Annotated in this window: 14 protein-coding genes; 12 read left to right on the top strand and 2 right to left on the bottom strand. The window is 42.2% G+C overall.

Annotated elements, in window-relative coordinates:
- Positions 1–86 precede the first annotated feature (86 nt).
- The 8 genes from GC097_RS02555 (at position 87) to GC097_RS02525 (ending at position 7,253) form a co-directional block, all read left to right on the top strand.
- Positions 87–1,088 carry a permease gene (locus GC097_RS02555; protein ID WP_171681789.1) on the top strand — a complete coding sequence of 334 codons (1,002 nt, stop codon included), beginning with the start codon at positions 87–89 and terminating at the stop codon, positions 1,086–1,088.
- Positions 1,085–2,002: a TIGR03943 family putative permease subunit gene (locus GC097_RS02550; protein ID WP_171681788.1), complete on the top strand. Its 918-nt coding sequence runs from the start codon at positions 1,085–1,087 to the stop codon at positions 2,000–2,002. The genes GC097_RS02555 and GC097_RS02550 overlap by 4 nt, the downstream gene beginning before the upstream one ends.
- 18 nt (positions 2,003–2,020) lie before the next feature.
- Positions 2,021–3,085 carry a HupE/UreJ family protein gene (locus GC097_RS02545; RefSeq protein WP_171681787.1) on the top strand — a complete coding sequence of 355 codons (1,065 nt, stop codon included), beginning with the start codon at positions 2,021–2,023 and terminating at the stop codon, positions 3,083–3,085.
- Between the two features lie 73 nt (positions 3,086–3,158).
- A complete protein-coding gene (locus GC097_RS34910) occupies positions 3,159–4,898 on the top strand; it encodes a sensor histidine kinase (protein WP_171681786.1) in 1,740 nt (579 codons plus the stop codon).
- Complete coding sequence (locus GC097_RS33835) at positions 4,876–5,178, top strand: response regulator (RefSeq protein WP_216625628.1); 303 nt, start codon at positions 4,876–4,878, stop codon at positions 5,176–5,178. The genes GC097_RS34910 and GC097_RS33835 overlap by 23 nt, the downstream gene beginning before the upstream one ends.
- Complete coding sequence (locus GC097_RS33830; protein WP_216625627.1) at positions 5,171–5,650, top strand: helix-turn-helix domain-containing protein; 480 nt, start codon at positions 5,171–5,173, stop codon at positions 5,648–5,650. Before GC097_RS33835 ends, GC097_RS33830 begins: the two co-directional genes overlap by 8 nt.
- A gap of 223 nt (positions 5,651–5,873) precedes the next feature.
- Positions 5,874–6,041, top strand: coding sequence for a hypothetical protein (locus tag GC097_RS02530; RefSeq protein ID WP_171681785.1), 168 nt, complete (start codon positions 5,874–5,876; stop codon positions 6,039–6,041).
- Between the two features lie 87 nt (positions 6,042–6,128).
- Positions 6,129–7,253 carry an ABC transporter ATP-binding protein gene (locus GC097_RS02525; protein WP_171681784.1) on the top strand — a complete coding sequence of 375 codons (1,125 nt, stop codon included), beginning with the start codon at positions 6,129–6,131 and terminating at the stop codon, positions 7,251–7,253.
- 130 nt (positions 7,254–7,383) lie between these two features.
- On the opposite strand, the gene GC097_RS02520 is transcribed toward GC097_RS02525, so the two are convergent.
- Together GC097_RS02520 and GC097_RS02515 are read right to left on the bottom strand one after the other, a co-directional pair.
- Positions 7,384–8,277: a carbohydrate ABC transporter permease gene (locus tag GC097_RS02520; RefSeq protein WP_171681830.1), complete on the bottom strand. Its 894-nt coding sequence runs from the start codon at positions 8,275–8,277 to the stop codon at positions 7,384–7,386.
- A 32-nt stretch (positions 8,278–8,309) separates the two neighbouring features.
- On the bottom strand, positions 8,310–9,299 hold the full coding sequence (locus tag GC097_RS02515; protein ID WP_171681783.1) for an ABC transporter permease: 990 nt from the start codon (positions 9,297–9,299) through the stop codon (positions 8,310–8,312).
- Positions 9,300–9,676: 377 nt separating this feature from the next.
- Here GC097_RS02515 and GC097_RS02510 point away from each other — a divergent pair, with 377 nt between their 5' ends.
- From GC097_RS02510 to GC097_RS02495, 4 genes are all read left to right on the top strand, one after another.
- A complete protein-coding gene (locus tag GC097_RS02510; protein WP_171681782.1) occupies positions 9,677–11,266 on the top strand; it encodes an ABC transporter substrate-binding protein in 1,590 nt (529 codons plus the stop codon).
- Positions 11,267–11,545: 279 nt separating this feature from the next.
- Complete coding sequence (locus tag GC097_RS02505; protein WP_246293904.1) at positions 11,546–18,082, top strand: discoidin domain-containing protein; 6,537 nt, start codon at positions 11,546–11,548, stop codon at positions 18,080–18,082.
- A gap of 183 nt (positions 18,083–18,265) precedes the next feature.
- Positions 18,266–19,855, top strand: coding sequence for a DUF3502 domain-containing protein (locus tag GC097_RS02500; RefSeq protein ID WP_171681780.1), 1,590 nt, complete (start codon positions 18,266–18,268; stop codon positions 19,853–19,855).
- A gap of 192 nt (positions 19,856–20,047) precedes the next feature.
- On the top strand, positions 20,048–24,664 hold a 4,617-nt coding region (locus GC097_RS02495), incomplete at its 3' end, for a discoidin domain-containing protein (RefSeq protein ID WP_171681779.1).

The raw sequence follows: 24,664 nt of genomic DNA, 5'->3' as shown, positions 1-24,664 counted from the left end.
TGGGGGGAGAATATCTCCCCATTTCTTTGCTGATATGGCCAGTTATACTAACAAATAGTCATAATTATTAGAAGGAGACTGTGAATATGCCATCTACTTATACTCGAGTCAGTATTCACTTCGCTACGGTAATCTGCTTCCTCCTTATCGTCTTCGTTATTATTAATAAAGGAGCGCCGTTGCTTTCCTTTGTGACTACCGAACAAATACAATCATTCAAAACCATTTTCATCAGTATTATATTGGAAGCTATCCCTTTCGTTTTGCTCGGTGTATTACTGTCTGCATTGCTGCAAAGTTTTGTTTCGGAGCAAACGATCCGTCGCTGGATTCCTTCCAATCCATTTCTTGCCATTATCTTCGCCTGTTTATTGGGTATTCTTTTTCCGGTATGCGAGTGCGGCATGATTCCTGTCGTCAGAAGACTGATTTTGAAAGGTATGCCCGTATATGTCGCCGTCGTATTTATCCTTACGGGTCCCATCATTAATCCGATTGTGTTCTCCGCCACGTATTTGGCTTTTCGCAATCACCCTGCCATGGCTTATTCGCGCATGGGGCTTGCTTTTGCTGCGGCTGCTGTCATCGGAATGCTAATATACAAGTTCCTGAAAAACAACCCTCTGCGCAACAGCCGCGGACACTTATCAGAGCATGCATCAGGGGAAGGACATCAGCATCAAAGCAATAAATTAACAACTCTTTTTGTGCATGCCTCGGACGAGTTTTTTGAAATGGGCAAGTTCCTTGTCTTCGGATCACTGCTTACTGCGGTCATCCAAATCTTTATGCATCGTGATAGTTTGGTCGCCGTCGGGCAAGGTCCGATAAGCTCACATTTATTTATGATGGGTTTCGCCTATATACTGTCAGTATGCTCAACTTCAGACGCTTTTGTCGCTTCATCCTTTCAGTCAACTTTCACCTCGTCGTCCTTGCTGACATTTCTGGTGATAGGACCAATGCTGGATTTCAAAAGCACTTTAATGCTGCTCTCCGTTTTTAAAGCAAGATTCGTACTCGTCTTGTCTATGCTGATTGCGATTACCGTGCTGGCGGGATCGCTGCTTTGGGAGGTTCTTTCATGAAGGGGAATTTCTTGCTGAGCTTGCATTCTTTGTTGCGTACGATTATTTTGCTTGGATTTTCGTCCTATATCGTATTTTTGACCAAAACGAACGCACTCCAGTATTACTTAGCACCACGCATGATGATTTATGTCAAAGTAGCTGCTGTTGCCTTATATGTTATTGCCTGTTTTCAAGGTTATTCGGCCATACGTATCTACCGTGGCAAACAAGTGGCCTGCGACTGTGAACATCCTGTCCCTAAGTCTGCTATTCGGAGTATGTTGTCGTACGGGTTGCTGATTCTACCTTTGCTAGTCGGCTTTTGTCTCCCGAATGCCGCATTAGGCAGCGCTATTGCTTCGGCCAAAGGGATGAATCTCTCAACAGTGAAGCAGGAGAGACCCAAGAGCAGTGTCGGTACAGTCTCTAGCCCTGTGGTGATTCCAGCAGCAGCAGGTACAGCCAGAACCAATGCGGAGATTGAGCAAATGTTCCACGATGATTGGGAGAAGGTATCATCTCAGATCGGGATGAATCTTTACAAAAAAGATCTGATCGTTGTTAAACCGTCACTTTATAAAGAAATTCTCTCCTCGATTGATTTGTTCAAAAATAATTTCATAGATAAAAAGATCGAGATCAGTGGTTTTGTTTACCGTGAAGAGAACATGAAAAGCAGTGAGTTTGTCGTTGGACGATTTGTCATAAACTGCTGCTCCGCGGATGCCATGCCATATGGGGCCATGATCGATTTCCCGGAAGCTCAGAATTACCCCAAAGATGCTTGGGTCAAGGTCACAGGCACTGTCGAAAGCGGCAGTTACAATGGTAAAGATATCTTCATGATAAAGGCTGACCAGATTGAGAAAATTGCTGCTCCGGACGCGCCGTATCTTCACGCAAATTATGATCCACTTAAGGAACTTGACTAAACAAAAAGGGGTACCGCTATGAAGCTGCGTTCATCACTCTTGTCCTTGATCATTATCTTTTTATGTTTAGGCTTTGCCACAACAGCGCTTGCCCACACTTCAAGCACGGGCTTATCGTCGTTAAATGTTGAAGGGAACGAGATACTCTATGCACTTTATTTGGATCAAAGTGATTTGATACCAAATTTCGATTCAACCGGTGATAATAAGCTGGAGAACGAGGAAGTGATCTCGCAAAAAGAGAGTCTCGAATCGTATATACAGAAGGGTCTTCATATAGATGTGGATTCGAAGCCGTTAAAGATGGAGATTCTTTCGATGAGGGTGGCACAAAGGGATACCACTAATACTGTGCTGTTTCAACTGAGGTTTACCGCCGATGAAGTGATCGAACAATTTAATCTTCATTACAATCTAGTGTTTGATGACGCGCCTGCTCATACGAGTACACTCATAGTCCGTTCAGGGGAAAATTTACAGAATGATGTAATTGATAGTGCTAATCGAGATATTATGATTAACCTTCCCCAACCTAAGATTGGCGCTGTTTTGTGGAAATACTTTAAACTTGGAATCGAACACATTTTGACAGGTTACGATCATTTGATATTTTTGTTATCTTTGGTATTAATCGCATCTCGCTTCAAGGAAGCTTTAAAAATTGTTACTGCTTTTACACTCGCCCATAGCCTCACACTATTCTTGGTAGCGTCAGGCCGCGTTCATGTCATCCCGTCTTGGGTCGAAGCGTTGATTGCGGCGACGATCTGTTATGTGGCTGTGGAAAATATGTTTGTTCATAAGGCGAAATGGCGGTGGGCATTGACAGCTATATTTGGCCTGATCCACGGCATGGGCTTTGCCGGGGCTTTGGCTGAAACCGGTCTTCCAAAGGACAATCTGATTAGCGCGCTACTTACTTTCAATTTAGGTGTAGAAACAGGGCAAATAATGATCTTATGTCTATTATTGCCTCTCTTGATTTGGCTGCGAAAGTTCCCTTGGTATCGTAAGATGATGATTTCGACGTCTTGCCTTATTTTTGTTATAGCTTTTTATTGGTTGATTCAACGATTGCAATAAAGCTATTATTTGAATGGGGAAAGATATTTAAGTTGCGAGGTTTCAATATCACAGTGGATGGATGTGATAAAATGTGAATAATCCGGAAGTGACAAAAAAGTTCAGGCACTATAGGGAAGTTATTAGAAAAACTTTCATCATCTATGCGATTATTCCGGTAATTATCATTACGCTGACAAGTTATATTCTGTCATTTTCCATCCTATACAAGACAATTGTTACAAGGAATCACGACTACAATGTACAAATATCACGAATAATAGGGAAAATTATTGGTTCCTACCAGGAACAAGCGGATCATTTTTCAAAAGATGAACGCACGTTGTCCTACATGGAGTTGAATTTATCCAACAGTCAACTATATGAAAATTTGTATAATTTCATAAATCAAAGAGAAACGAAAGCGAACTTCTTCCTATTTGATGATAAGCTTAAGCCCTTAGTACAAAGCTCGAACAATATCCCAGAATATGCGCAAGACGAAAACGCTTTACAATGGGGACCGCTCCGAAGAATGCTAGACATGCCTGAAAAGGTCGTTATAGCTAGGCAGTTAGCTTTTACTGCCGACAGTCCAAGCTTGACAGTAGGTAAAGCGATTGTCATAGGGGGGCAGGTTGCCGGATTTATCACCTTTGACTTTAACAAGAGAGACCTGGTCAAGTTGATCAGCAAAAATTTCTCGACGAGCGTCGTGATCACCGATAATTTCGGGTATGTGATTGCTAGCACGAATGATTTGTTAGTTAGCGACTTAGGGAAAATTGACATGAATTTCAGAGATAAATCTGGTGTTGTCCAATCGAATGACGACAGTCAATATGTGATGAAAACGGAAATACTTGATGGAGGAATCTGTATTTATACACTTACCTCTATCGGTTACTTCAGATCCATTCTAATTTTGGCAGGTGTGTTGTTAAGTCTGCTTTTTGGTATGTTGACTTTAACAACCTACTTATCGGCAAGAAAAATTGCGGACAGTAAAACCAAGGTCATTGACGACATCGTGAGGGCGATCGAAATTGTTCAAAACGGTAATCTGGAAACCCAACTCAAGGTCAATACCAATGATGAGTTTCAGGTTTTTGCTGAAGCTTACAATCAGATGCTGGACGATATTAAAAACTTGATTGAAGCGAACAAGGAAAAGGCTCGACAAAACGTTTTGTCTGAAATTAAACAGCTTGAGTCCCAATTTAATCCACACTTCTTGTTCAATACGCTGGAAACGATTCGTTATATGGTAAAAATGAACCCTTCTTCTGCAAACTCGATGATAGTCGTACTATCTAAACTCTTAAGATACAGTATCAATAGTACGATAACGGATGTGAGTCTTGAGGAGGATATCGAGTATACCAAGAACTATCTTTTCATTCAAAAGTATCGCTTTGGAAATAAATTCGATTACGAGATTCATGTTGATGAAGCTACCTTAGACTGTATTGTTCCCAAGCTCATCGTTCAGCCGATCATCGAGAATGCAATTATGCATGGCTTTGCTAACCGTTCATCCATGAGGGTACAGATCAAAGCTAGTATTGCTGAGGATACACTGATCGTCAGCATTGCTGATGATGGTGAGGGGATGGAACCGCGGATTCTGCAGAAAGTAAGGAATATCCTGGATCAAAATAATAACAATTCTTCCCATGTTGGATTGTACAATGTCCATAGAAGAGTACAGCTCATTTACGGCGAAAAGTATGGATTAGACATATCAAGCGAGCACCAGGGCGGAGCAAATGTAAGGATCACTATGCCGGTTGATAGGGGAGGTAGCGAGCATGCTGAGGGTAATCATCGTTGAAGACGAGGAGATTATTAGAAAAGGTCTTGTTCATACCGTTGATTGGCTGTCCATGCATTGTACAGTTGTAGGTGATACGGATGATGGACAGAAAGGACTCCAATTGATCCAGCAGCACCGGCCCGATTTAGTGATTACAGATATTAGGATGCCTGTTATGAATGGGATAGAGATGTTGGGGCAGGCTTTGAAAATATATCCGTTTCATAGCATCATCCTGACCAGTTATACGGAATTTGAATATGCGAAGCAGGCAATTTCATTGAAGGTGTTTGAATAATATTAAGCGAAACATTAGTCAAGGCAAGGCTAACGATGATAACAACCATATAACTAAATCGATAGGCGATACACATCATATCGATTTGGATGGTTTTCTAAAAGACGAACAAAGTCAAAACTATTATGTCAGTGAGACGATCAAAAAAATCAAAAGTGAATACGATAAAAAGCTGACCATTGAAGCTATTGCTGATGGATTGGGAGTAAGCCCAAGTTATTTGAGTCGTAAGTTGAAAGAGGTTACCTCCCAAACTTTTTTGGATATTCTTAATAAGTACAGGATTCAAAAAGCAGTAGAACTACTCGTCACGGGCAAATGCCGGGTATATGAAATAGCCAGTATGACAGGCTTCAGTGAATACAAGTACTTTTGTAATGTGTTCAAAAAATATACAGGCACAAGTCCGACAAATTTTATGAAGCCCGGTAAACGGGGAGTCGTTAACAAAGAATCAGTGAATAAATATTAGAGTAATGAAGTAGTTTAAGCTCATGAGGGTGTTGGCGCCTTTCATGAGCTTTTTTATTTAGATAGATTGTTGAGCAGGGTGTTCATTTATACGGATAGTTGTACCTTTTTTCGGATTGTCCGTAAGATGCACCTGCACTACAATAAATATGTAGCAAGCACATTATTATAGGAGGAGTCGTAATGAAAATGTTGATTTCCTGACATCCAAAGATTTGCAAACCATGACAACCGATAAACTCAATATGCGTGCTTCAAGAAACGATGTTCCACCGCCGCCAGGATTAAAGCAAGTATCGGAATTCAAGATTGTTAAAGAAGATCTCAACTCCGGACTTGCGAACACGCAGGATTTGTTAGACAAATTTAAAGAAATTTACACGAGCAACTAAATACTTTGGCGAAATATGGATTTTAATGAATGGTTAAGCCTATGACTTATTGGTTTGCAGGTTTATACAGCAATGGAGGAGAACGTTATGAGCGTAGCAATTAGTGTTAAAAATGTCATCAAGAAATACGATAATGGTAAAATCACAATTATTCCAGGGCTTTCCGTTGATATAAAAAATGGAGAATTTTTTACGCTGCTTGGACCGTCCGGTTGTGGTAAAACGACATTACTGAGAATGATTGCGGGATTTAACTCGATTGAGGAAGGAAATATCCTTTTTGAGGATCAAGTAATTAATGATATTCCGGCTCACAAAAGAAATATTGGTATGGTATTTCAGAACTATGCCATCTTCCCGCACTTGACGGTGCAGCAAAATGTAGAATATGGCTTGAAGTTAAGAAAGCTTCCAAAAGATGAAATACAGAAGAAAACAGCCGCCATTATGAAAGTTGTAAAAATAGACAATTACAAGGAAAGACTTCCTGAGAAGCTTTCCGGCGGTCAGCAGCAGCGAGTAGCGCTGGCCAGGGCTATTGTCATTCGCCCCAGTGTTCTTCTGATGGACGAGCCACTCTCGAATCTAGATGCCAAGCTTAGAGTTGACATGAGAACAGCGATCAGGGATATACAAAGGGACGTAGGCATTACGACTGTTTATGTAACCCACGATCAAGAGGAGGCTTTGGCCATATCCGATCGAATTGCCGTCATGAAAGAAGGCGTGATTCAGCAAGTGGGGAAGCCAAGAGATATCTACACTCGTCCGGCCAATGGATTTGTATCGAGCTTCATTGGTCATTCCAACTTTTTCAAGGGAACAATCCAGCTAAAATCAACTGAAAAATGCATCATGTTCAAGAATGGCTATAGCATACCTATGGATAATTTGGTTGATGATGTGTTCGATGGACAGAACGTTATTATATCGGTTAGACCCGAAGAATTTTCAATTGCGGAGAGCGGCTTGGAAGCTAGAATTAGCAAAAGCACCTTTTTGGGACAATATATCAATTATGAGGTGACATTCCAACGAGATATCACAATGGATGAGAGTCTGACTTGTGAATTTGTTCAGGATTTGGGGCATACAAGCAAATTTTACGATATTCAAGAAAAGGTTTATCTGGCTCCGAAAAGAGATAAGATCAATGTGTTTACCGACGATGGAGAACAGAGCTTAATCAAAGGCGTGATTAAATTTGGCTAAATTCAAGTTTAAATTTGATTAGAAAAAAGCTCCTGATGAGGGGATTGGTCAGAGACTGCCTAACCTCTCATATCAGGGAGCTTTTTCAATTGTCTTAACGATCGCATCGTGCAGGCCTATGTGGTTCCTTCTATGATTTTACCGCTCCAAGAGTCAGCCCTTTAACAAAATACTTTTGTAAGAGAGGGTACGCTAAAATGATCGGTCCAATAGATAATACACAGGTAGCCATTCTGGCGCTTTCTCCCGGAAGCATACCTATCGCTTGTTCAATAGATCTTGAGGCGCTTTCGTTGCTTTGCAAATTCTGAATGTTCGTCATTAAGGACTGTAGTAAATATTGAAGACTATAAAGCTTGTTGTTTTCTATAAACAACGCGCTGGTGAACCAGTCGTTCCAATAGGCGACAGAAATAAATAACCCGATCGTCGCAAGAACAGGCGTAGACAGAGGGAGTACAATCCGGAAATAAGTCATGAATTCCCCCGAGCCGTCAATCCTCGCCGATTCAATGATTGCGTCTGGCAGCGTTTTGAAAAAGTTGCGCATGATCATCACATGTACCGGCGATACAAGCATCACGACAATTAGAACAAACAATGTATCCTTCAAGTGGAGGTATCTGGTTATCAGAATGTAGGTTGGAGCCAATCCTCCGTTGAACAGAATCGTAAAGAACACAAGGAACGCTATCTGATTCCTGTATTTGACTTCATTTCTGGAAATAGCATAGGACATCAGTGAGGTCACAAATAAGTGAAGTAATGTGCCAACAACTGTGACGAGGATTGTAACCTTGTAAGCATTCAAAATGGTTGAAGTCCCGGAGAATACATACTCGTAACCTACAAGACTAAATAATTTCGGTATCAGGTGAAATCCGTCGGTCACGAGTGATTTTTCATCTGTTAAGGAAATGGACAGCACTAGTAATATAGGTATAAGGCACATCGCACTATACACGACAAACATTAAATTGATCAGAATCTTCGGTACTATATTCCATCCTGTGAAGGATACCATTTTCACTTTTACACGCTCCTCATATTAGTGCGCTAAAATAGCGAACTATCGGAATCATATTTTTTGACCAGAAAGTTGGTAATCAGCACCAACACAAATCCAACAACGGATTGATACAGTCCAACTGCAGATGACATACCGATATCGTTTACAGTACGCAATGACCTGAAAACGTAGGTATCGATAACATCGGTCGTCGAAAATAACATCCCCGATTCCCGTGGTAGATTGTAAAATGCCCCCCAGTCGCCAAGCCCGCCGTTGAAAATCTTTCCGAGCGAAAGGAGTAAGAGGATAATGACAACGGGCATCAACAATGGAATCGTAATATGTCTTGCCTTCTGCCACTTGTTCGCCCCATCGATTTCTGCGGCTTCATAATAATCCGACGATATTCCCAGTAAAGCCGCAACATAAACCACCGAAGTATAGCCTACTGACTTTAAAATAAATGCCAATGGCATTATAAAACGCCAATACAGCGGTTCACCATACCATTGTATATCTTCTAATCCTAGTGATCTTCGAATCGCGTTCAGTACCCCCTGATCAGGGCTTAGCAAGGCGTACACAATATACTCTCCTACTACCCAAGATAGGAAAAACGGAAGCAACATCACGCTTTTATAAAGCGCTGTCCGTAACCGGCTGCCGGTTTCCTGCAATAAGATGGCGAAAACAACGGATATAACGGTTACCATCAGAATAATGATCAGGTTGTAAAAAATCGTATTAAACGTAACCCTCCAAAGCGCATCGGACTTGAAAAAAAACTCGAAATTTTTAAACCCAATCCATTTGCTGCCCCATACTCCCTTTACCGGATTATAGTCCTTGAAAGCGATCACCGCCCCGAACATTGGCAAGTAACTGAATATGATGAAATAAAGCAATCCTGGCAGAGCCATGACGTAGAACGGCCAGCGTTTGAAAATTTCCGATAAAAAGCTTTGCCGATGCACGGAGCCGGCCTTTTTGAAACCATTCTTTACAGTAATTGCGGCTTGTACATTGTTATTCATTTACCCACTCCTCATTAATGAAAATCATCTATGCTTGGTCACAATTCCACAATAGCTGAACAATGAAAATCATAAAACAGTAAAAAAAATATTTTCCTTTAATAATTCGTTATGACAGCTCTATAAAAAATGATGTTTTCTTTAATTTGTATTTTTGATATAAGGTAGAACAAACTTCACGAGCCTACCCGTGGCTGGCTGAGATTCAAAAATGATTTGAATCGGAAAATTTACAAATTTATGAAATCTATATTTTTTGAAGAAATACAATAGCAAATTATTAAAGGAAGTTATATTTTTTTCTGTTTTAAAGATCTTCGTATTCTATTATTGTGAAACAGCAGTCCAAAATACGGATCATAAAAAAGGAGGACAAAATGCTTAAACAGAAAAAGAAAATTGCATCAATAATAGCTTTATCCCTTATTGTGCCCATTGCGCTTGCCGGATGCGGAACAGATACGAATCAGGGTAAACAACCTGACGTGTCACCGAGCCAGACAGCCCAGGTTAAAGGACAACAGAATGAACAGCCGGTAGAATTGACCTTTTATATTGGTAATTCACCTATTAAAGACATGGATAGAATTATGGAAGCGGCAAATAAAATCATTAAAGAAAAAATTAACGCAACTTTAAAGCTTGTCGTTACCGACTGGAGCACGTATCCGCAAAAAGTTAATCTGATGATATCCTCAGGTGAACCATTTGATCTCGCCTTTACTGCAAGTTCTGGAGAACTGAACTATTTCCAGAATGCTTCTAAAGGAGCTTTCAAGGATATCACCGAGCTCCTGGATAAGTATGCTCCAACAACTAAGTCGAGAGTGCCCGAGAAAATATGGCAGGGCGTTAAAGTAAATGGTAAAATCTATGGCTCCATTAATTACCAGGTTTGGGGGATGGCCGGAGCCAGAGGAGTGCAGCTTAGAAAAGATTTGGTCGACAAGTACCAGTTTGATTGGAAATCGGCAAAGAAATGGGAGGATCTTACACCATTTCTGGATGCTGTGAAAAAAGGCGAGCCTGATATGATTCCTTGGGAATACAGCAATCAGGCAGATAATTTTGCGGACATGTCTGTCGTTTATGGCATGGATTCTGTGGGAGATAATAAAATTCCCGGCTGGGTTCGGTATAACGATAAAGACATCAAGGTAATCAATCAATACGAAACTCAGGAGTATAAGGACTATCTCAAATTGTTCAGAAGCTGGTATCAAAAAGGCTACATTAAGAAAGATGCCGCGACGATGAAGGATTATGTACCGGACAGAAGAGCCAAACGAATTGCAGCATTATACTCCAGCCCGTATCCTGACCTGATTGACTTGCCTGAGCTTGCCTCCTCTACTTTCATGTCTATGGCTCCACCGGATGACAAGGTTTACAGCTACACCAAGAGGTTTACCGAGCCCTTTATCTCTGCCAATACACCTTCAGGTGCGTTAATTGCTGTAGGCGCCAACTCGAAGCATCCCGAAAAGGCGGTTCAACTGATCGAATTGCTGAATACGAATGACGAGCTATACCATCTCCTGGCTTTTGGCGAGGAAGGGAAAGACTACAAGAAGCTTAGCGAAAAGAAAATAGATATGATCAAGGATCAATACAATTTTAACTGGTCTGAATGGGAGATCGGGCAGTCTTATAACAGGATCCTATGGGATCAGAACACCGATGTTGAATCGCGTGAAAAGTCTCTCAACATCATTTATCAAGCTGATAAGACAGCAATGATATCGCCTGTGATGGGATTTGTATTTAATACGGAGCCGGTTAAAACCCAAATGGCCAACGTTGACGCGACTTTGAAAGAACTTCTTTATGCGCTCGATTCGGGCTCGGCAGATCCTGACAAATATTATGATGAATTTATTAAAAAATTGAAGAATGCCGGAGCCGACACTATTATCGCCGAGAAGCAGAAACAGATCAACGAATGGAAAAAGTTGAATGGCAAGTAAGCATGAAGCAAAGAATGATAAGCGCTAGCTTTTAGCGGGATTTATCAAGGGAGGGGAAGCAGGTTAAGCTCAGTTATGTGATTGACCTGGCTTCCTCTTCTGCTTTGCGTAATGGTTCATCTGAGTGTTTGTGAAAACGGTATCATCCCAGGCCAAACGACTAGTAAGGAGTCTTTTACAAAGAAGCTTAAATGGAGGAATAATCTGATGAGAAACAAATTAAAGCGATTTTTTTCTGTATTAATAGCAACCGCTATAATGGCTCCGTCGTTTTCGTATATGAATACTAATAAAGTAGAAGCGGCTCAAACGAACGGCACCGCGCCCTACATGAACCAATGGGCGGTATCCGGTCCTTTTACCAACGAGCAATCTCTTGGAAACATCGTTCCTGTCATTGGCAATTCTTTTACCGATCCGAACAGCACGGAAACATCCACCTGGCAATATTTCGACGACCGTATCTTCAACCGCAATTATGACGATTACAATGACCTGATGGGTTATTTTGATGTCAAACAGGGGCAGAATACACTCAATAAGTGGGTAGTGGCCGGTACCTATGTTTACAGCCCCACAGCACAAACGGTTCAGTGGCAGGTAGGCGGTTCGGGTGTGTATAAACTTTTTGCCAACGATATTCTCAGTGGACAACAAACTCAGATACCAGATCGTCTGAACAAGAATGGTACAGGATATACAGTCAATTTAAAACAAGGTTGGAACAAGCTTCTCATCGAAATTCAGCATCAAAACCCAGGCGCTAATAAGAATTTCCTAGGATTTTATACAAGACTTTGCGACAGCAAAGGAAACGCAATTCCCGGTCTCACCTACTCCGTATGGGGACCAAACGTAACAAACAACCAATTGAACATTGTTACACAGGGCCTTGCTATTGATAAACAGGCATTTGATGCCCGCAATGCAAATGTCCCGGCAAACGACTATCCTTCAAACACACTTCCATACGCTTACGATGAAAATCCGTATGTATGGATGGTTCCCAAAATCGACAACCAACTGAATACAGATTCTAGTGCCGCGCAGGCGTCTCCTTTTACATTCCAGGCTGCGGGCGGAGATCCCAGCTACATTTGGGAAATTGCCGCTGGTCAGTTGCCGCCCGGTCTGACATTGGCATCCGACGGTCACATTGACGGCATTGTTGCAGACGGCGCTCAAGGCACATCACAAAAAGATTATGCCTTCACAGTGAAGGTAACGGACGCTCAAGGTGCTACTGCAACACATCCATATACGATAACGGTCAAGGAAAACCCGGTTGATTGGTTTATTGAGGGCAAGATGTCGGCGCTGTCACACACGACAGGCACCTATCCGAATCTTTATGACCCGAACTACAACTATGACGCGTGGGCACAGGCAGCTAAAGAATTGGGAATGACCATGCTTTCGACAGAAACCTTGCAAAACACCATTTACTACTGGCCGTCACCCAACGCAAACTTAACCCCGAGCGACAGTAACGTACAGTACAAGTACAACTCATTATACAAGTCTGAAGATGGCAAATGGCATGTACAAGACAGAGTTATGCAGGCAAAGCAGGCTGTAGAGCGTTATGGCATGAAGTTCGGTTTGTACGTTGCGGGATTGTATGAAGGTCGTTATGTTTTTGATACCGATATTCAAGCTTTGGTAGCAAGATACAATCCATGGTATATCTTTGTCGATGGTAACCCCCAGAACGATACCAATCTTGACGTGTCGTGGAGTTCTGCCCGTAACTATAACGACCGTATTTTATTTGATGCAAACCCCAATGCTCAAACGGGTGACCAAGATATTACACTTATGGAGCGTGGATTCTGGTACGATGAACCTTATAACAACGGCTGGAAAAAAAATATTTTACCACAAACAAGAAAAGTTGCCCATGAGGAATGGAACGATCCATTTACAACTGCATTCGATGTCTGGGCACAATACGCAGGTGGCAACGAACGCGACAATTGGATTCAGTTAACAAAGGAAATCATTGACCAATACGGACACGGTTATGTCATGAATTATGACCAGTCCATTGGTAGAACCCGCGGTATGGATAACCTGTTTAGTAATTTGGATAACACAAATATCTTCTCAATGATTCCTATTGAGTCACAGAATTTGCTAGGTATGCGTAGCAACATTGCAAAATGGATGGCAAATGCCAGTGGTCCGGACCTGCGTGAGTCCATGTACGGCACCCTGCCATACACCATGGATTACACCATTAAATCAGGCTGGCAAACTGATCCGCAGAAGGCTATCGCCAATGGTCAGGGTCCAGATTGGGGTTACGCCATGTCTCGTGACCAGTATGTTTATATGCACATGATCAAAAACTTGATTCCCAATACGAGCAAGGCAGGATTTACCGGCCAAGCCTCGATGAGCGGAATTGGTCCCTTCGATTACCCGGTTGACAAGGTCGAGTGGCTGAACAAGGGTGGTTCCCTGCCATTCACAACACAACAAAGCAATGGCAAAACCTATATTACAATTGACACCTCAAGTGTTGTTGCCGACCCTATTGATACAATCATTAAAATTACAACACAAAACCCTGCAAGAAAATACAAAATGACAAGTGTTAAATTGTTCAGCAGCCAAACTGAACCAAACAAACTGAAACTTAGAGCAGAGAGCTATATGAATAACTACACCAATGTTTTCGCACCTGCTACACTTAGCTACATAAGCGACAAAACAAGCGTAGCAACTGTAGACTCTGCAACAGGTTTGGTAACAGCTGTCGGTAACGGTACAGCTACAATCACAGTTACGGCAACCTATGATGATGGTGTGAACGCTCCTCAGGTTAAGACCGACACATATCCTGTAAAGGTTTCGGGCGGTGCGATTTCAGCAGCACTTCCGCTTGTTGGTGTTAATATGTTCACGAATGGGGCTTTGTTCTGGGGACAATTCTCCACAAACAAAGACATTGCTGTGACATTCCAGGGATTCACAGAAAAGGGCGGCACGGTTGATATTCTGGGCGGCACTAATATCAAGTACCACTATGCAACCGTTGACGGTAACCGTAACAACCCTGCAAGTAAAATCATTGTAACTGAAGTGCCAGCAAATCAAGTACCGTTCGTTGTAAATGGCAACACCATGCAATTTACAAGTAAAGTTTCCACTCCTACGATGTACAGCTATTGGGCTGACATCACTGTAGACGGAAAGACATATACATCGACACGTAACTACATTACACTTGTCCCGGATGTAAACGTTGCAGTTGGAATTACGCCAACAGTTACAAGCGACAGCAGTAACGCAGCCAAATTATCTGACGGCATAATCAACGATTCGACCGGCGGCAATCTCTCAAAATGGGTAGCGCCGGCAAGCGACGCAAATCCGAGCATCACGTATGATTTGGGCAAACTGCAAAAGCTTAACCGCGTTAATATCTTCTTTAATCACCATATGCCGAATGCCAACAACGTTACTTACTACAACGTGCCGAATAAGGTAAAGATTGAGTATAGCGTTGACGGAACAAATTGGATAGCAGGCAACGAAACAAACACATTGTCCGGCGGTGGATTGCCGACATCGAGAAATACACTGGCAGTTCCGAAAAGCGATACAACCTTGTATGCTTGGGAGCAAGAGGGCTTGTATTACAACTATCCCATTGATCCGAGCAAACCCGACGTGCAGGCGCGTTATGTAAGAGTATCCTTCCCTGGCGGCGGTCAAGGCGGCAGCCCGATTGATGTGCTGGATGTTCAAGTATTCTCATCAGCAGATTTAACAGCGCTTGGCAGCATTAAGCTTGATCCGAAAATCGCAACGGATAACAAAACGGTAACGGTTGGAGTAAAAGGTTCTTCCTATCTAGGCGATCCTATTGACCTAACCGATGCGAACATTACGATCACAAGCGACAAATCATCCGTTGCAGCAGTTAGCGCAGATGGGGTTATTACAGCCGGGGCAGAAGGCAAGGCCAAGATCAATGTATCTGTTAAGAAGGGCGGCTACATCGCAAGCGATTATTTCTATGTTACTGTAGATGCTGAGGGAAAAATAGTTCTAAACCCTTTTCTGAAAGAAGTAAAGCTTTCTCTAAATAAAACTACAATTCAATCCGATAAACCAATCATTGCTTCCATTGATGGCCTATTAAATACAGGAGAAACAACTGATTTATCAAGGGCTACTGTAAAATATCAATTTAGTGATGCAAGGTTATCCGTTGTTGAGGGTAGCAATACAATCATTGTTAAAGGCGATATAGGTAGTGGGTTTAATGCGACTGTTGTTGTGAAGGTTACTTTAGACGGGGAAACCGTTGAAAGTCGTCCTATGACAATTGCTTCAGTTAGGAATAATATCCCTCAGTCACAAATGACGGCAACGGCGACAAGTCAGGAAACTGCTGGGGCTAACAACGTAGCCTCGATGGCGATTGACGGAAACTCAGGAACTTTTTGGCATACAAAATGGACATCCGACGTACTCCCCCAATCGATTAAGTTAAACCTTGGAGGAACCTACAATATCGATACAATCGACTATTTACCAAGACAAGATGGAGGCAGCAATGGAAATATTACAAGCTATAACGTATATGTAAGTACGAATGGAGTGGACTTTGCCAAGGTTGCAAGCGGAACTTGGGCAAACGACAATAAAGAGAAATTCGCGACATTTACACCGACAAATGCATCATATGTCAAGCTCGAAGCAACGGCGGGTACTGGCGGCTTTGCATCGGCTGCGGAGATCAATATCTTTGAAGTAAAAGCAGTGGCAAAGACTATTGTAGATTACAAGTCGGTTGCTATGGATACGGGCTTAGGTAAAATACCATCACTACCTGCACAGATCGAGGCTGTATACAACGATGGAACAACTGGATTGGTTGACGTTGCATGGGCCCCCATTACTGTAGATATGGTATCACATGCAGGAGTATTTACAGTAAACGGCACAGTAGCAGGAACCTCAGTCCAAGCAAAAGTGATCTGCAGAGTAGTACCTGGTTTAAAACCCGTTCTAAAAGATGTTAAGCTTTCTTTTAATAACAAAGTCATCAAGAAGAACGAACCGATTGTCGGGACTTTAGTGGGAACATTAAATACTGGCGAACAGGCAGATTTATCAAGAGCTGCTGTACATTATGTGTTCAGTGATTCAAGATTAGAGGCTGTTCCGGGCAGTAACACAATTGTGATCAAAGGAGATTTGAATAGAGCTTTCCTCTCGACTGTTAAAGCAAATGTAACTCTGGATGGAGTAACCCTGGAGACCAATCAGGAGACGATTTCAGCTCTAGTAGATGGAAACATAGCGAATATAGCAAGTGTATCCGTAATATCTGTCAGGTATGATGATTCCAGATATGTTGGTATAAAAGCGATAGATGGTGACAAGGATACAAGTTGGGCATCATCTCCCAATGATAATACCAAGGCTCCATGGATTAAATTGGATTTCGCTGCTCCATTAACAATTGGTAAGGTGAACCTGGTAGACCGTGGCCACAAGATCAATGAGATTGGAGAGGGGATTTTGGAATGGGAAGGAGGAAGCAAGAAGGTAGAGAATATCAAGTGGGAAGGTAAACCTGACAACTTTGTTATTTTTGATACGCCGATTGTGACTAGCTGGATTAAATTCACGATTGACCCTGATAATAAGTTCCCGAATTCTTCTCCAGTTGAACAGGGTGAACTTGGTCTTTCAGAATTTGAGGTATATGCAGCGAATAAAGATTTTGTAAAGACGATTGTAGATTACAAGTCGGTTGCTATGGATACGAACTTAGGTGAAATACCATCGCTGCCTGCACAGATCGAGGCTGTATACAACGATGGAACAACTGGATTAGTTGACGTTGCATGGGCCCCCATTACTGTAGATATGGTATCACATGCAGGAGTATTTACAGTAAACGGCACGGTAGCTGGAACCTCAGTCAAAGCAAAAGCGATCTACAGAGTAGTTGGAGATGAGCCGGTGGCAAGTCAAGCTACTTTGAAGAGTGCGCAGCAGGTGACCTCTGGCCAGACATTTGATGTAACGATGGGATTGAACGTTACGCAAAGTGTGTACCAGCAACTATACGCTCAGGATTTTACATTAAAGTATGACCCTTCAAGTGTGCAATTCGATTCGGTGACATCCCTGAAAGACGGGTTCCAAGTCATCGATAAAAAAGAGACGGCGCCGGGTCAACTCCGGATTGTGACTGCCAGCGTGGGCGCGAATGTGCCTGCCCAAGGCGATTTGCTCGCAATCAAATTTACGGCCAAATCTGTAACCCAGGCAACCAATACGACAATTTCTGTAGGCAATGTTGTTATTGCTAACGGGGAGGGGAATGAGCTGAAAGTCGGCGGAGCCTCCCGTGATATACAAATAACTATATCTAGTATACCTGTAGACAAGTCGCTCTTGAACATGGCGATCGCAAACGCCCAGGCGAAGTACGATGCAGCAGTGGAAGGCAATGAAGATGGACTGTATGCGATTGGCTCCAAAGCACAATTGCAGTCAGCTATCGATGCAGCCAAAGTGGCAGTAAACGATTCGAATGCCACCCAGCAGCAGGTGGATAGCGCGAAAGATGCATTGGAAGCGGCAGTCCAAGTGTTTGACTCCAAGCGGATATCCACAAATATTAATGGAGTAGGCGGTGTCACGATTGGAGATTTGGCAATCGTAGCTGCGGCTTACGGTACACAACAAGGTCAAGCGGGCTGGAATGAGAAAGCGGATGTAAACCATGACGGCAAAGTTGACGTTCTAGACCTTGCCATTGTAGCCAAAGCGATCTTGCAATGAGGATTGATCGGCAGTGAAATGGGGGGAGATTATTTCCCCCTTCACATATTAATGAATTGTTTACTTTTTGAAGGATCACAATAGCGAATTATCAATGGAAATTATTTTTTTCTGCATTCATGATCTTCGTAATCTACTATTATGAAATTGCAGTCAATGCGGATCAAAAAAAAGGAGGACAAAATGCTTAAACAGAAAAAGAAAATTGCATCAGCAATAGCTTTATCCCTCATTGTGCCCCTTGCGCTCGCCGGATGCGGAACAGATACGACTTCGGGTAAAAAAGAGGAAGTGTCACCAAGCCAGACAGCCCAGGTTAAAGGACAACAGAATGAACAGCCGGTAGAATTGACATTTTATATTGCTAATTCACCTGTTAAAGACATGGATAGAATTATGGAAGCGGCAAATAAGATCATTAAAGAAAAAATTAACGCAACTTTAAAGCTTGTCGTTACCGACTGGAGCACGTATCCGCAAAAAGTTAATCTGATGATTTCCTCGGGTGAACCGTTTGATCTCGCCTTTACCGGAAGTTTTGGAGAATTGAACTATTTCCAGAATGCTTCCAAAGGAGCTTTCAAAGATATCACCGAGCTTCTGGATAAGTATGCTCCAACGACCAAGTCGAGAGTGCCCGAGAATATATGGCAAGGCATTAAAGTGAATGGTAAAATATTCGGATCTATTAATTACCAGGTATGGGGGATGGCCGGAGCCAGAGGGGTGCAACTTAGAAAAGACTTCGTCGACAAATACCAGTTCGATTGGAAATCAGCAAAGAAATGGGAGGACCTGACGCCATTTCTGGATGCCGTGAAAAAGGGCGAACCTGATATGATTCCTTGGGAATACAGCATTCAGCAAGACAATTTTGCAGATATGTCGGTCGTTTATGGCATGGATTCTGTGGGAGATAATAAAATTCCCGGCTGGGTTCGGTATAACGATAAAGATATCAAGGTAATCAATCAATACGAAACTCAGGAATATAAGGATTATCTTAAATTGTTCAGAAGCTGGTATCAAAAAGGCTACATTAAGAAAGATGCCGCTACGATGAAGGATTATGTACCGGACAGAAAAGCCAAACGAATTGCCGCGTTATATGCCAACCCGTATCCTGACCTGGTTGACATGCCTGAGCTTAGCACCTCTTCTTTCATGGCTATGGCGCCGCCCGATGACAAGGTATACAGTTACACCAAGAGGTTTACCGAGCCCTTTATCTCTGCCAATACTCCTTCAACTGCACTAGTTGCTGTAGGCGCCAACTCGAAGCATCCCGAAAAGGCGGTTCAACTGATCGAATTGCTGAATACGAATGACGAGCTATTCCATCTCCTGGCTTTCGGTCAAGATGGGAAAGACTACAAGAAGATTGGCGAAAAGAAAATTGACATGATCAAAGACCAATACAATTTTAACTGGTCTGAATGGGAAATCGGACAGTCTTATGGCAGGATGCTGTGGGATCAGAACACCGATGTCGAATCGCGTGAAAAGTCTCTAAACATCATTTATCAAGCTGATAAGACAGCCATGATATCGCCTGTAATGGGATTTGTATTTAATACGGAACCGGTTAAAACCCAAATGGCAAACGTTGACGCGACTTTGAAAGAACTTCTCTATGCGCTCGATTCGGGCACAGCAGATCCTGATAAATATTATGAGGAATTTATTAAAAAATTGAAGAATGCCGGAGCAGACGATATTATCGCCGAAAAGCAGAAACAGATCAACGAGTGGAGAAAGCAGAATGGCAAGTAAGCATGGAAGCAAAGAATGACAAGCGCTAGCATTTAGCTGGATTTATCAAGGGAGGGGAAGCAGACTTAGCACAGTTATGTGATTGAACTCGCTTCCTCTTCTGCTTGCGTAATGGTTTGAAAGCGTGTTCACCTAGCGCCTGACATCTGTGGGCGATTCGCTATTTTGAAGGCAAAATGTTGAGAAGAGGGATTGAGAATCGAGTGGGAATTTACAAAAGGAGGAAAGAAAAGAATGATAAAAAAATTAAAAAAAATAACTTCAGTGGTGTTGGCAACAGCGATGATCGCTACATCCATGTTTGCCTTCTCCAGCACGAAAGTAAACGCACAGCAAGTGACAGGCAATGCACCGTTTATTAACTCGTGGTTGGTATCAGGTCCATTTGATTCGCCAGTAGTGGACCAAATTTATGGAACTGAAGTGGGGGGAAACGTAAATTACGCGCCTTTGGCATCCGAAATAACAGCATCATCTTCAACACTTGCAGTAAACCCTGTTTCATATCTAGTTGATGGAAGTACAAAAAATCAGTGGGTGACAGAAAACGATGCTAATCCATGGGTAAAGCTGAAATGGAAGGAGCCTATCGCTATTAATGAAGTCAAAATAGCGCAATGGGGCGATGGGCGTCACGTTAACAATTGGTATCATCTTACTTTCACGCTGAATGATGGCAGCATCGTAGAATCCGGAAAGGTGGATAGTACATCTTCCAACCCATCCGCACCAACCGTGTATGCTATACAATCCGGGTTGAAGAATGTAGTTGAAATGAAAGTTGAAATCGATAAAGGACGAACACCATACCCTAACATAACCGGCATTTCAGAAATAGAGGTAAATAATAAGCCGTCAACCGGATCTGGTTCTGGCGCTGCTACGATCACTCCCAAAATCGGCGATCCGTTAAGCTTGAATAGCGAAAGTCATAAATGGGAATATTTCGATGATCGCATTTATAACAGAAACTACGATGATTATCAAGATTTATATGGTTATTATGCTGTGAAAAAAGGTATCGATACTAGAAACAAATATGTATACGCTCACACATACGTATACAGCCCAGTAGAACAGCAAGCATATTTTAATGTAGGCGCCAGCGGTTCATATCGACTTTATGTAAACGATAAGGCTGTAACCACACCGACCACACCTGTGGAGGTGCAAAAGGATTTGACAAAACAAGCGATTCTGTTAAAACAGGGTTGGAATAAACTGATGATTCAAATCAAGCATACGTTTACAGAAGATGTTAATTCAAACAATGTACCGACACCATTAGATCAAAATGTAGCTTACATTGGGTTCTATGGAAGAGTCGCAGATCAAAATGGCAATAAAATAAATGGACTTGTTCCTTCGGTTAAAGGCGAGGCTGCAGCTCTAGAAATTGTAACACAAGGACTATCAACCGAGGATGCTATTAAGACTCCACTTCCAACCCAAAATATGCCGATTGGCTACAAAGAATGGCCTTATGTATGGAATAAATCGAAGGCCAATAATAAATACGGTGTTGCGGCATCGGCATTTCAATTTATGGCGGGCGGGGGAGCACCAGGTTATACTTGGAGTATCGTTGAGGGCAAACTGCCTGATGGCTTGGAATTAAATGCGGATGGCACAATCGCAGATGGATTAGTGAATGGAAATGTCGATTTAAATAGCAGCAAAGGTATAATCAGTATTAACTCCAAACCTGGAGACTATAACTTTACTGTGCAAGTAACTGACCATAATGGAAATACGGCTAGAAAGAATATGACAATTACAGTAAAGGATCGCCCCAATAAATGGTTCGAAGAAGGGCGAGTGGGCGCTTTAAGTCATGCGATCCCAATTTACAGTTACTTTGTAGACCCCAATTTCTCTGCTGATTTATGGGCTGAAAGAGCAAAACGTCAGGGACATTCATTGGTATCGATTGAATCGGTACAACAAGCTTATTTCTGGCCGTCTAAATTTGCGGATCCAAAAAATGAAAGGCATGTTTATCTTCCGAAGAATGAAAACGGTAAGGTAGTAGATGGGTTGAAACAGTTTGAACTGGCAGTAAAGCGTCATGGAATGAAGTTTGGGCTATATTATGGCGGCGGGGTACAAGTTTACACAACCGATCTTTATGTTCAGAATGTGTCTGATTTGATTGAACGCTATGCGCCTGCGTATCTTTATTTTGATGGACCGCAAGGTATTCCAGACCAAAACTTTGATGTGATATACAGCGTTGTACGCAATTATAGCGATGACATTATCGTAAACTCCAATGCATGGGGGGCGGAGTATGGAGACCCTGATTTAAGAACCGAAGAAGCATCTGGTATTTACTCTAATGGCGCTGCAAATCATCTTTTAAAACGTACTACGATGGAACCATGGAAAATGATACACACAAAAGACGCCTTATCTCCCTATTACGGTAAACGAGATGACTACAGGCAAGTTGCCAAGGAAATGGTCATGAATGCCGGCAGAGGCTATGTGGATAATAATGATCAGACACCTGTAGATAGTCGCGGGCCCAATTGGAACTCCCCTGAGGAAATTGCGACAAGGTATCCTAAAGCAGAACAGGAATACATTGATGTGAGAGAAAGCTTGGCAGCATGGTTTGCACCTGTAGGAAAACCGGAAAGACATGAGTCAACAACAGGTACAATGCCATATTTCCTCTCGGGCTATGGTTACGAAGATGATGGAAAAGGCAATTATGAAAAATTTGCTTTAGCTAACAGTACTACAGGCCCACAATGGGGATACGCAACGTACAGAGACAACAATGTTTATCTTCATATTATGAAAGGACCTGACAGCAAAAAAGGGTTTGATGCCATTGCCGGAAAGTCTTTAACCATTCGTCCGGTTCCAGACCATGTGACATCCGTAAGCTGGTTGAACGAGGATATTCCTGTCACTTCTTTTGTACAAAATGGAGATAATCTGACTGTCAATCTTGCCAATGTCCAGGAGGATCCGATTGATACCATCATCAAGATTGTAACGGATAATTCTGCACGCAAATATTCGCTTACTAATGTCAAAGCAACTGGCGAGCAGTTGACACCCTCATCGCTCAAAATCAACACTGAGGGATACATGACATATACGGCGCTCAAAGCAAATCTTTCAGGTTTAACATACAATAGCGCGAATCCTGCAATAGCGGCAGTTAATGCTAACGGAATCGTAACACCGGTATCAAACGGAACAACGACGATCACAGTTAGCGGTACTTATGAAGGTGTAACGAAACAGGATACATTAAAAGTAACAGCAAGAGACGGCAAAATTTATGTTGGGGAAAATATGATTGGCGCAACTTTACTCGTGGATGGAAAGGAAGCTTACGGCGAGGTTGGTACACTAGAAAAACTCAGATATCAAATCGAAGGCAGATCATCGAAAGGCGGAGCAATAGGGCTTGATGCGGCACAAATTCAATGGCACTGCGGTGTCGTTGATTTAAAAGCGGGTGACAATTATAAGCCTGTATCGATCAGAGAAACAAATGGATTTACTTTCAACAAAAATGAAATTATTGCGCCGTTCGTAGAACAACCTACGCGTGGAGTCGTTTGGGCTGATGTAACGTTAGACGGCCAAACATATACAACAAATAAAATATTCATGGACCTGTTGCCATACCAAAATCTTGCAGGAAGCACTGAAATTACAGCTAGTCATAATCAAGATGCAGTAAGTCATTTAGTTGATGGAAAAACAATTGAAGGCATTCATTTTGATCAATCCAAATGGTCGGCACCTGCAAATGAAAAGGCGTGGATTCAATTTAATCTGCCGACAAAGTCTCAGATTTCCAATATCAATCTTAACTTCAATTCTTTGGAACAAAAATATATCAATACGCCTAAAACAATAAAAATTCAAACTAGCGCTGATGGCGTGGCATGGACTGATGTCAAAACCGTTAACGGTCCGACGGGTACTGCTAATTTTGGATTCTATGACCAATACGCTTTAAACACGGATGCTCAATACGTTAAATTACTATTTGACGGCGGTTCAAACGGTTCAACGATTGATTTGCTTGAAGTGGCAATAAATGGAGTGGATATGTCCAATTTATTTGATCGCTTCCAATATGAGTTTAAGCCGGCTAATGCTGCTACAGGTAAGTATGACATTAAGGCTTTTACGGGTGCTGGTGCACCGATTGATATGAAAGATGCGGTGATCACAGTAACAAGTGAAAACCAGGGTGTGATTACGGTGGGCGATTCAAACCTGCTGACCGCTGTTTCAAAAGGTATGGCAAAGATTCACATAAGAGCAACAATAGGCGGACGTTCTATTGAAGAGGTTACTTATCTTTTTGTTGATGAGTCAGGAAAAATAGTTATAGCTCCCTATTTGAGTAAAATTGACTTAACTTTGAACAAAAATACAATTAAACTCAACAATCCAATCGTTGCCACAATTAATGGCTTATTAAGTACAGGAGACAGCGCTGATTTATCAAGGGCTGCTGTAGAATATCAATTTAGCGATGCAAGGTTATCCGTTGTTGAAGGCAGCAATACGATCATTGCGAAAGGTGAACTTGGCACTGGGTTTAATGCAACCGTTGCTGTAAAAGTTACTTTAGACGGGGTGACCGTTATAAGTCGTTCTATGACCATAAATGCAGTTGTTGATACTGTCCCTCAGTCAAAAATGACGGCGACGGCGACAAGTGAGGAAACGGCTGGCGAAAACAACGCAGCCTCAATGGCTGTGGACGGAAACCCAGATACGATCTGGCATACAAAGTGGAATAAATCCGACGTTCTTCCCCAATCGATT

The organism is Paenibacillus planticolens (assembly GCF_013141725.1).
In the GTDB taxonomy this organism is placed as follows: domain Bacteria; phylum Bacillota; class Bacilli; order Paenibacillales; family NBRC-103111; genus Paenibacillus_E; species Paenibacillus_E planticolens.
Note: the sequence above shows the minus strand (reverse complement) of the source record. Positions and strands in the feature narration are given on the sequence as shown.

What these genes read in the sequence shown, in the direction of transcription:
- GC097_RS02555 (WP_171681789.1), top strand. Translation starts at nt 87, where the DNA reads ATGCCATCTACTTATACTCGAGTCAGTATTCACTTCGCTACGGTAATC.
- GC097_RS02550 (WP_171681788.1), top strand. Translation starts at nt 1,085, where the DNA reads ATGAAGGGGAATTTCTTGCTGAGCTTGCATTCTTTGTTGCGTACGATT.
- GC097_RS02545 (WP_171681787.1), top strand. Translation starts at nt 2,021, where the DNA reads ATGAAGCTGCGTTCATCACTCTTGTCCTTGATCATTATCTTTTTATGT.
- GC097_RS33835 (WP_216625628.1), top strand. Translation starts at nt 4,876, where the DNA reads ATGCTGAGGGTAATCATCGTTGAAGACGAGGAGATTATTAGAAAAGGT.
- GC097_RS02530 (WP_171681785.1), top strand. Translation starts at nt 5,874, where the DNA reads ATGACAACCGATAAACTCAATATGCGTGCTTCAAGAAACGATGTTCCA.
- GC097_RS02525 (WP_171681784.1), top strand. Translation starts at nt 6,129, where the DNA reads ATGAGCGTAGCAATTAGTGTTAAAAATGTCATCAAGAAATACGATAAT.
- GC097_RS02520 (WP_171681830.1), bottom strand. Translation starts at nt 8,277, where the DNA reads ATGGTATCCTTCACAGGATGGAATATAGTACCGAAGATTCTGATCAAT.
- GC097_RS02515 (WP_171681783.1), bottom strand. Translation starts at nt 9,299, where the DNA reads ATGAATAACAATGTACAAGCCGCAATTACTGTAAAGAATGGTTTCAAA.
- GC097_RS02510 (WP_171681782.1), top strand. Translation starts at nt 9,677, where the DNA reads ATGCTTAAACAGAAAAAGAAAATTGCATCAATAATAGCTTTATCCCTT.
- GC097_RS02505 (WP_246293904.1), top strand. Translation starts at nt 11,546, where the DNA reads ATGAATACTAATAAAGTAGAAGCGGCTCAAACGAACGGCACCGCGCCC.
- GC097_RS02500 (WP_171681780.1), top strand. Translation starts at nt 18,266, where the DNA reads ATGCTTAAACAGAAAAAGAAAATTGCATCAGCAATAGCTTTATCCCTC.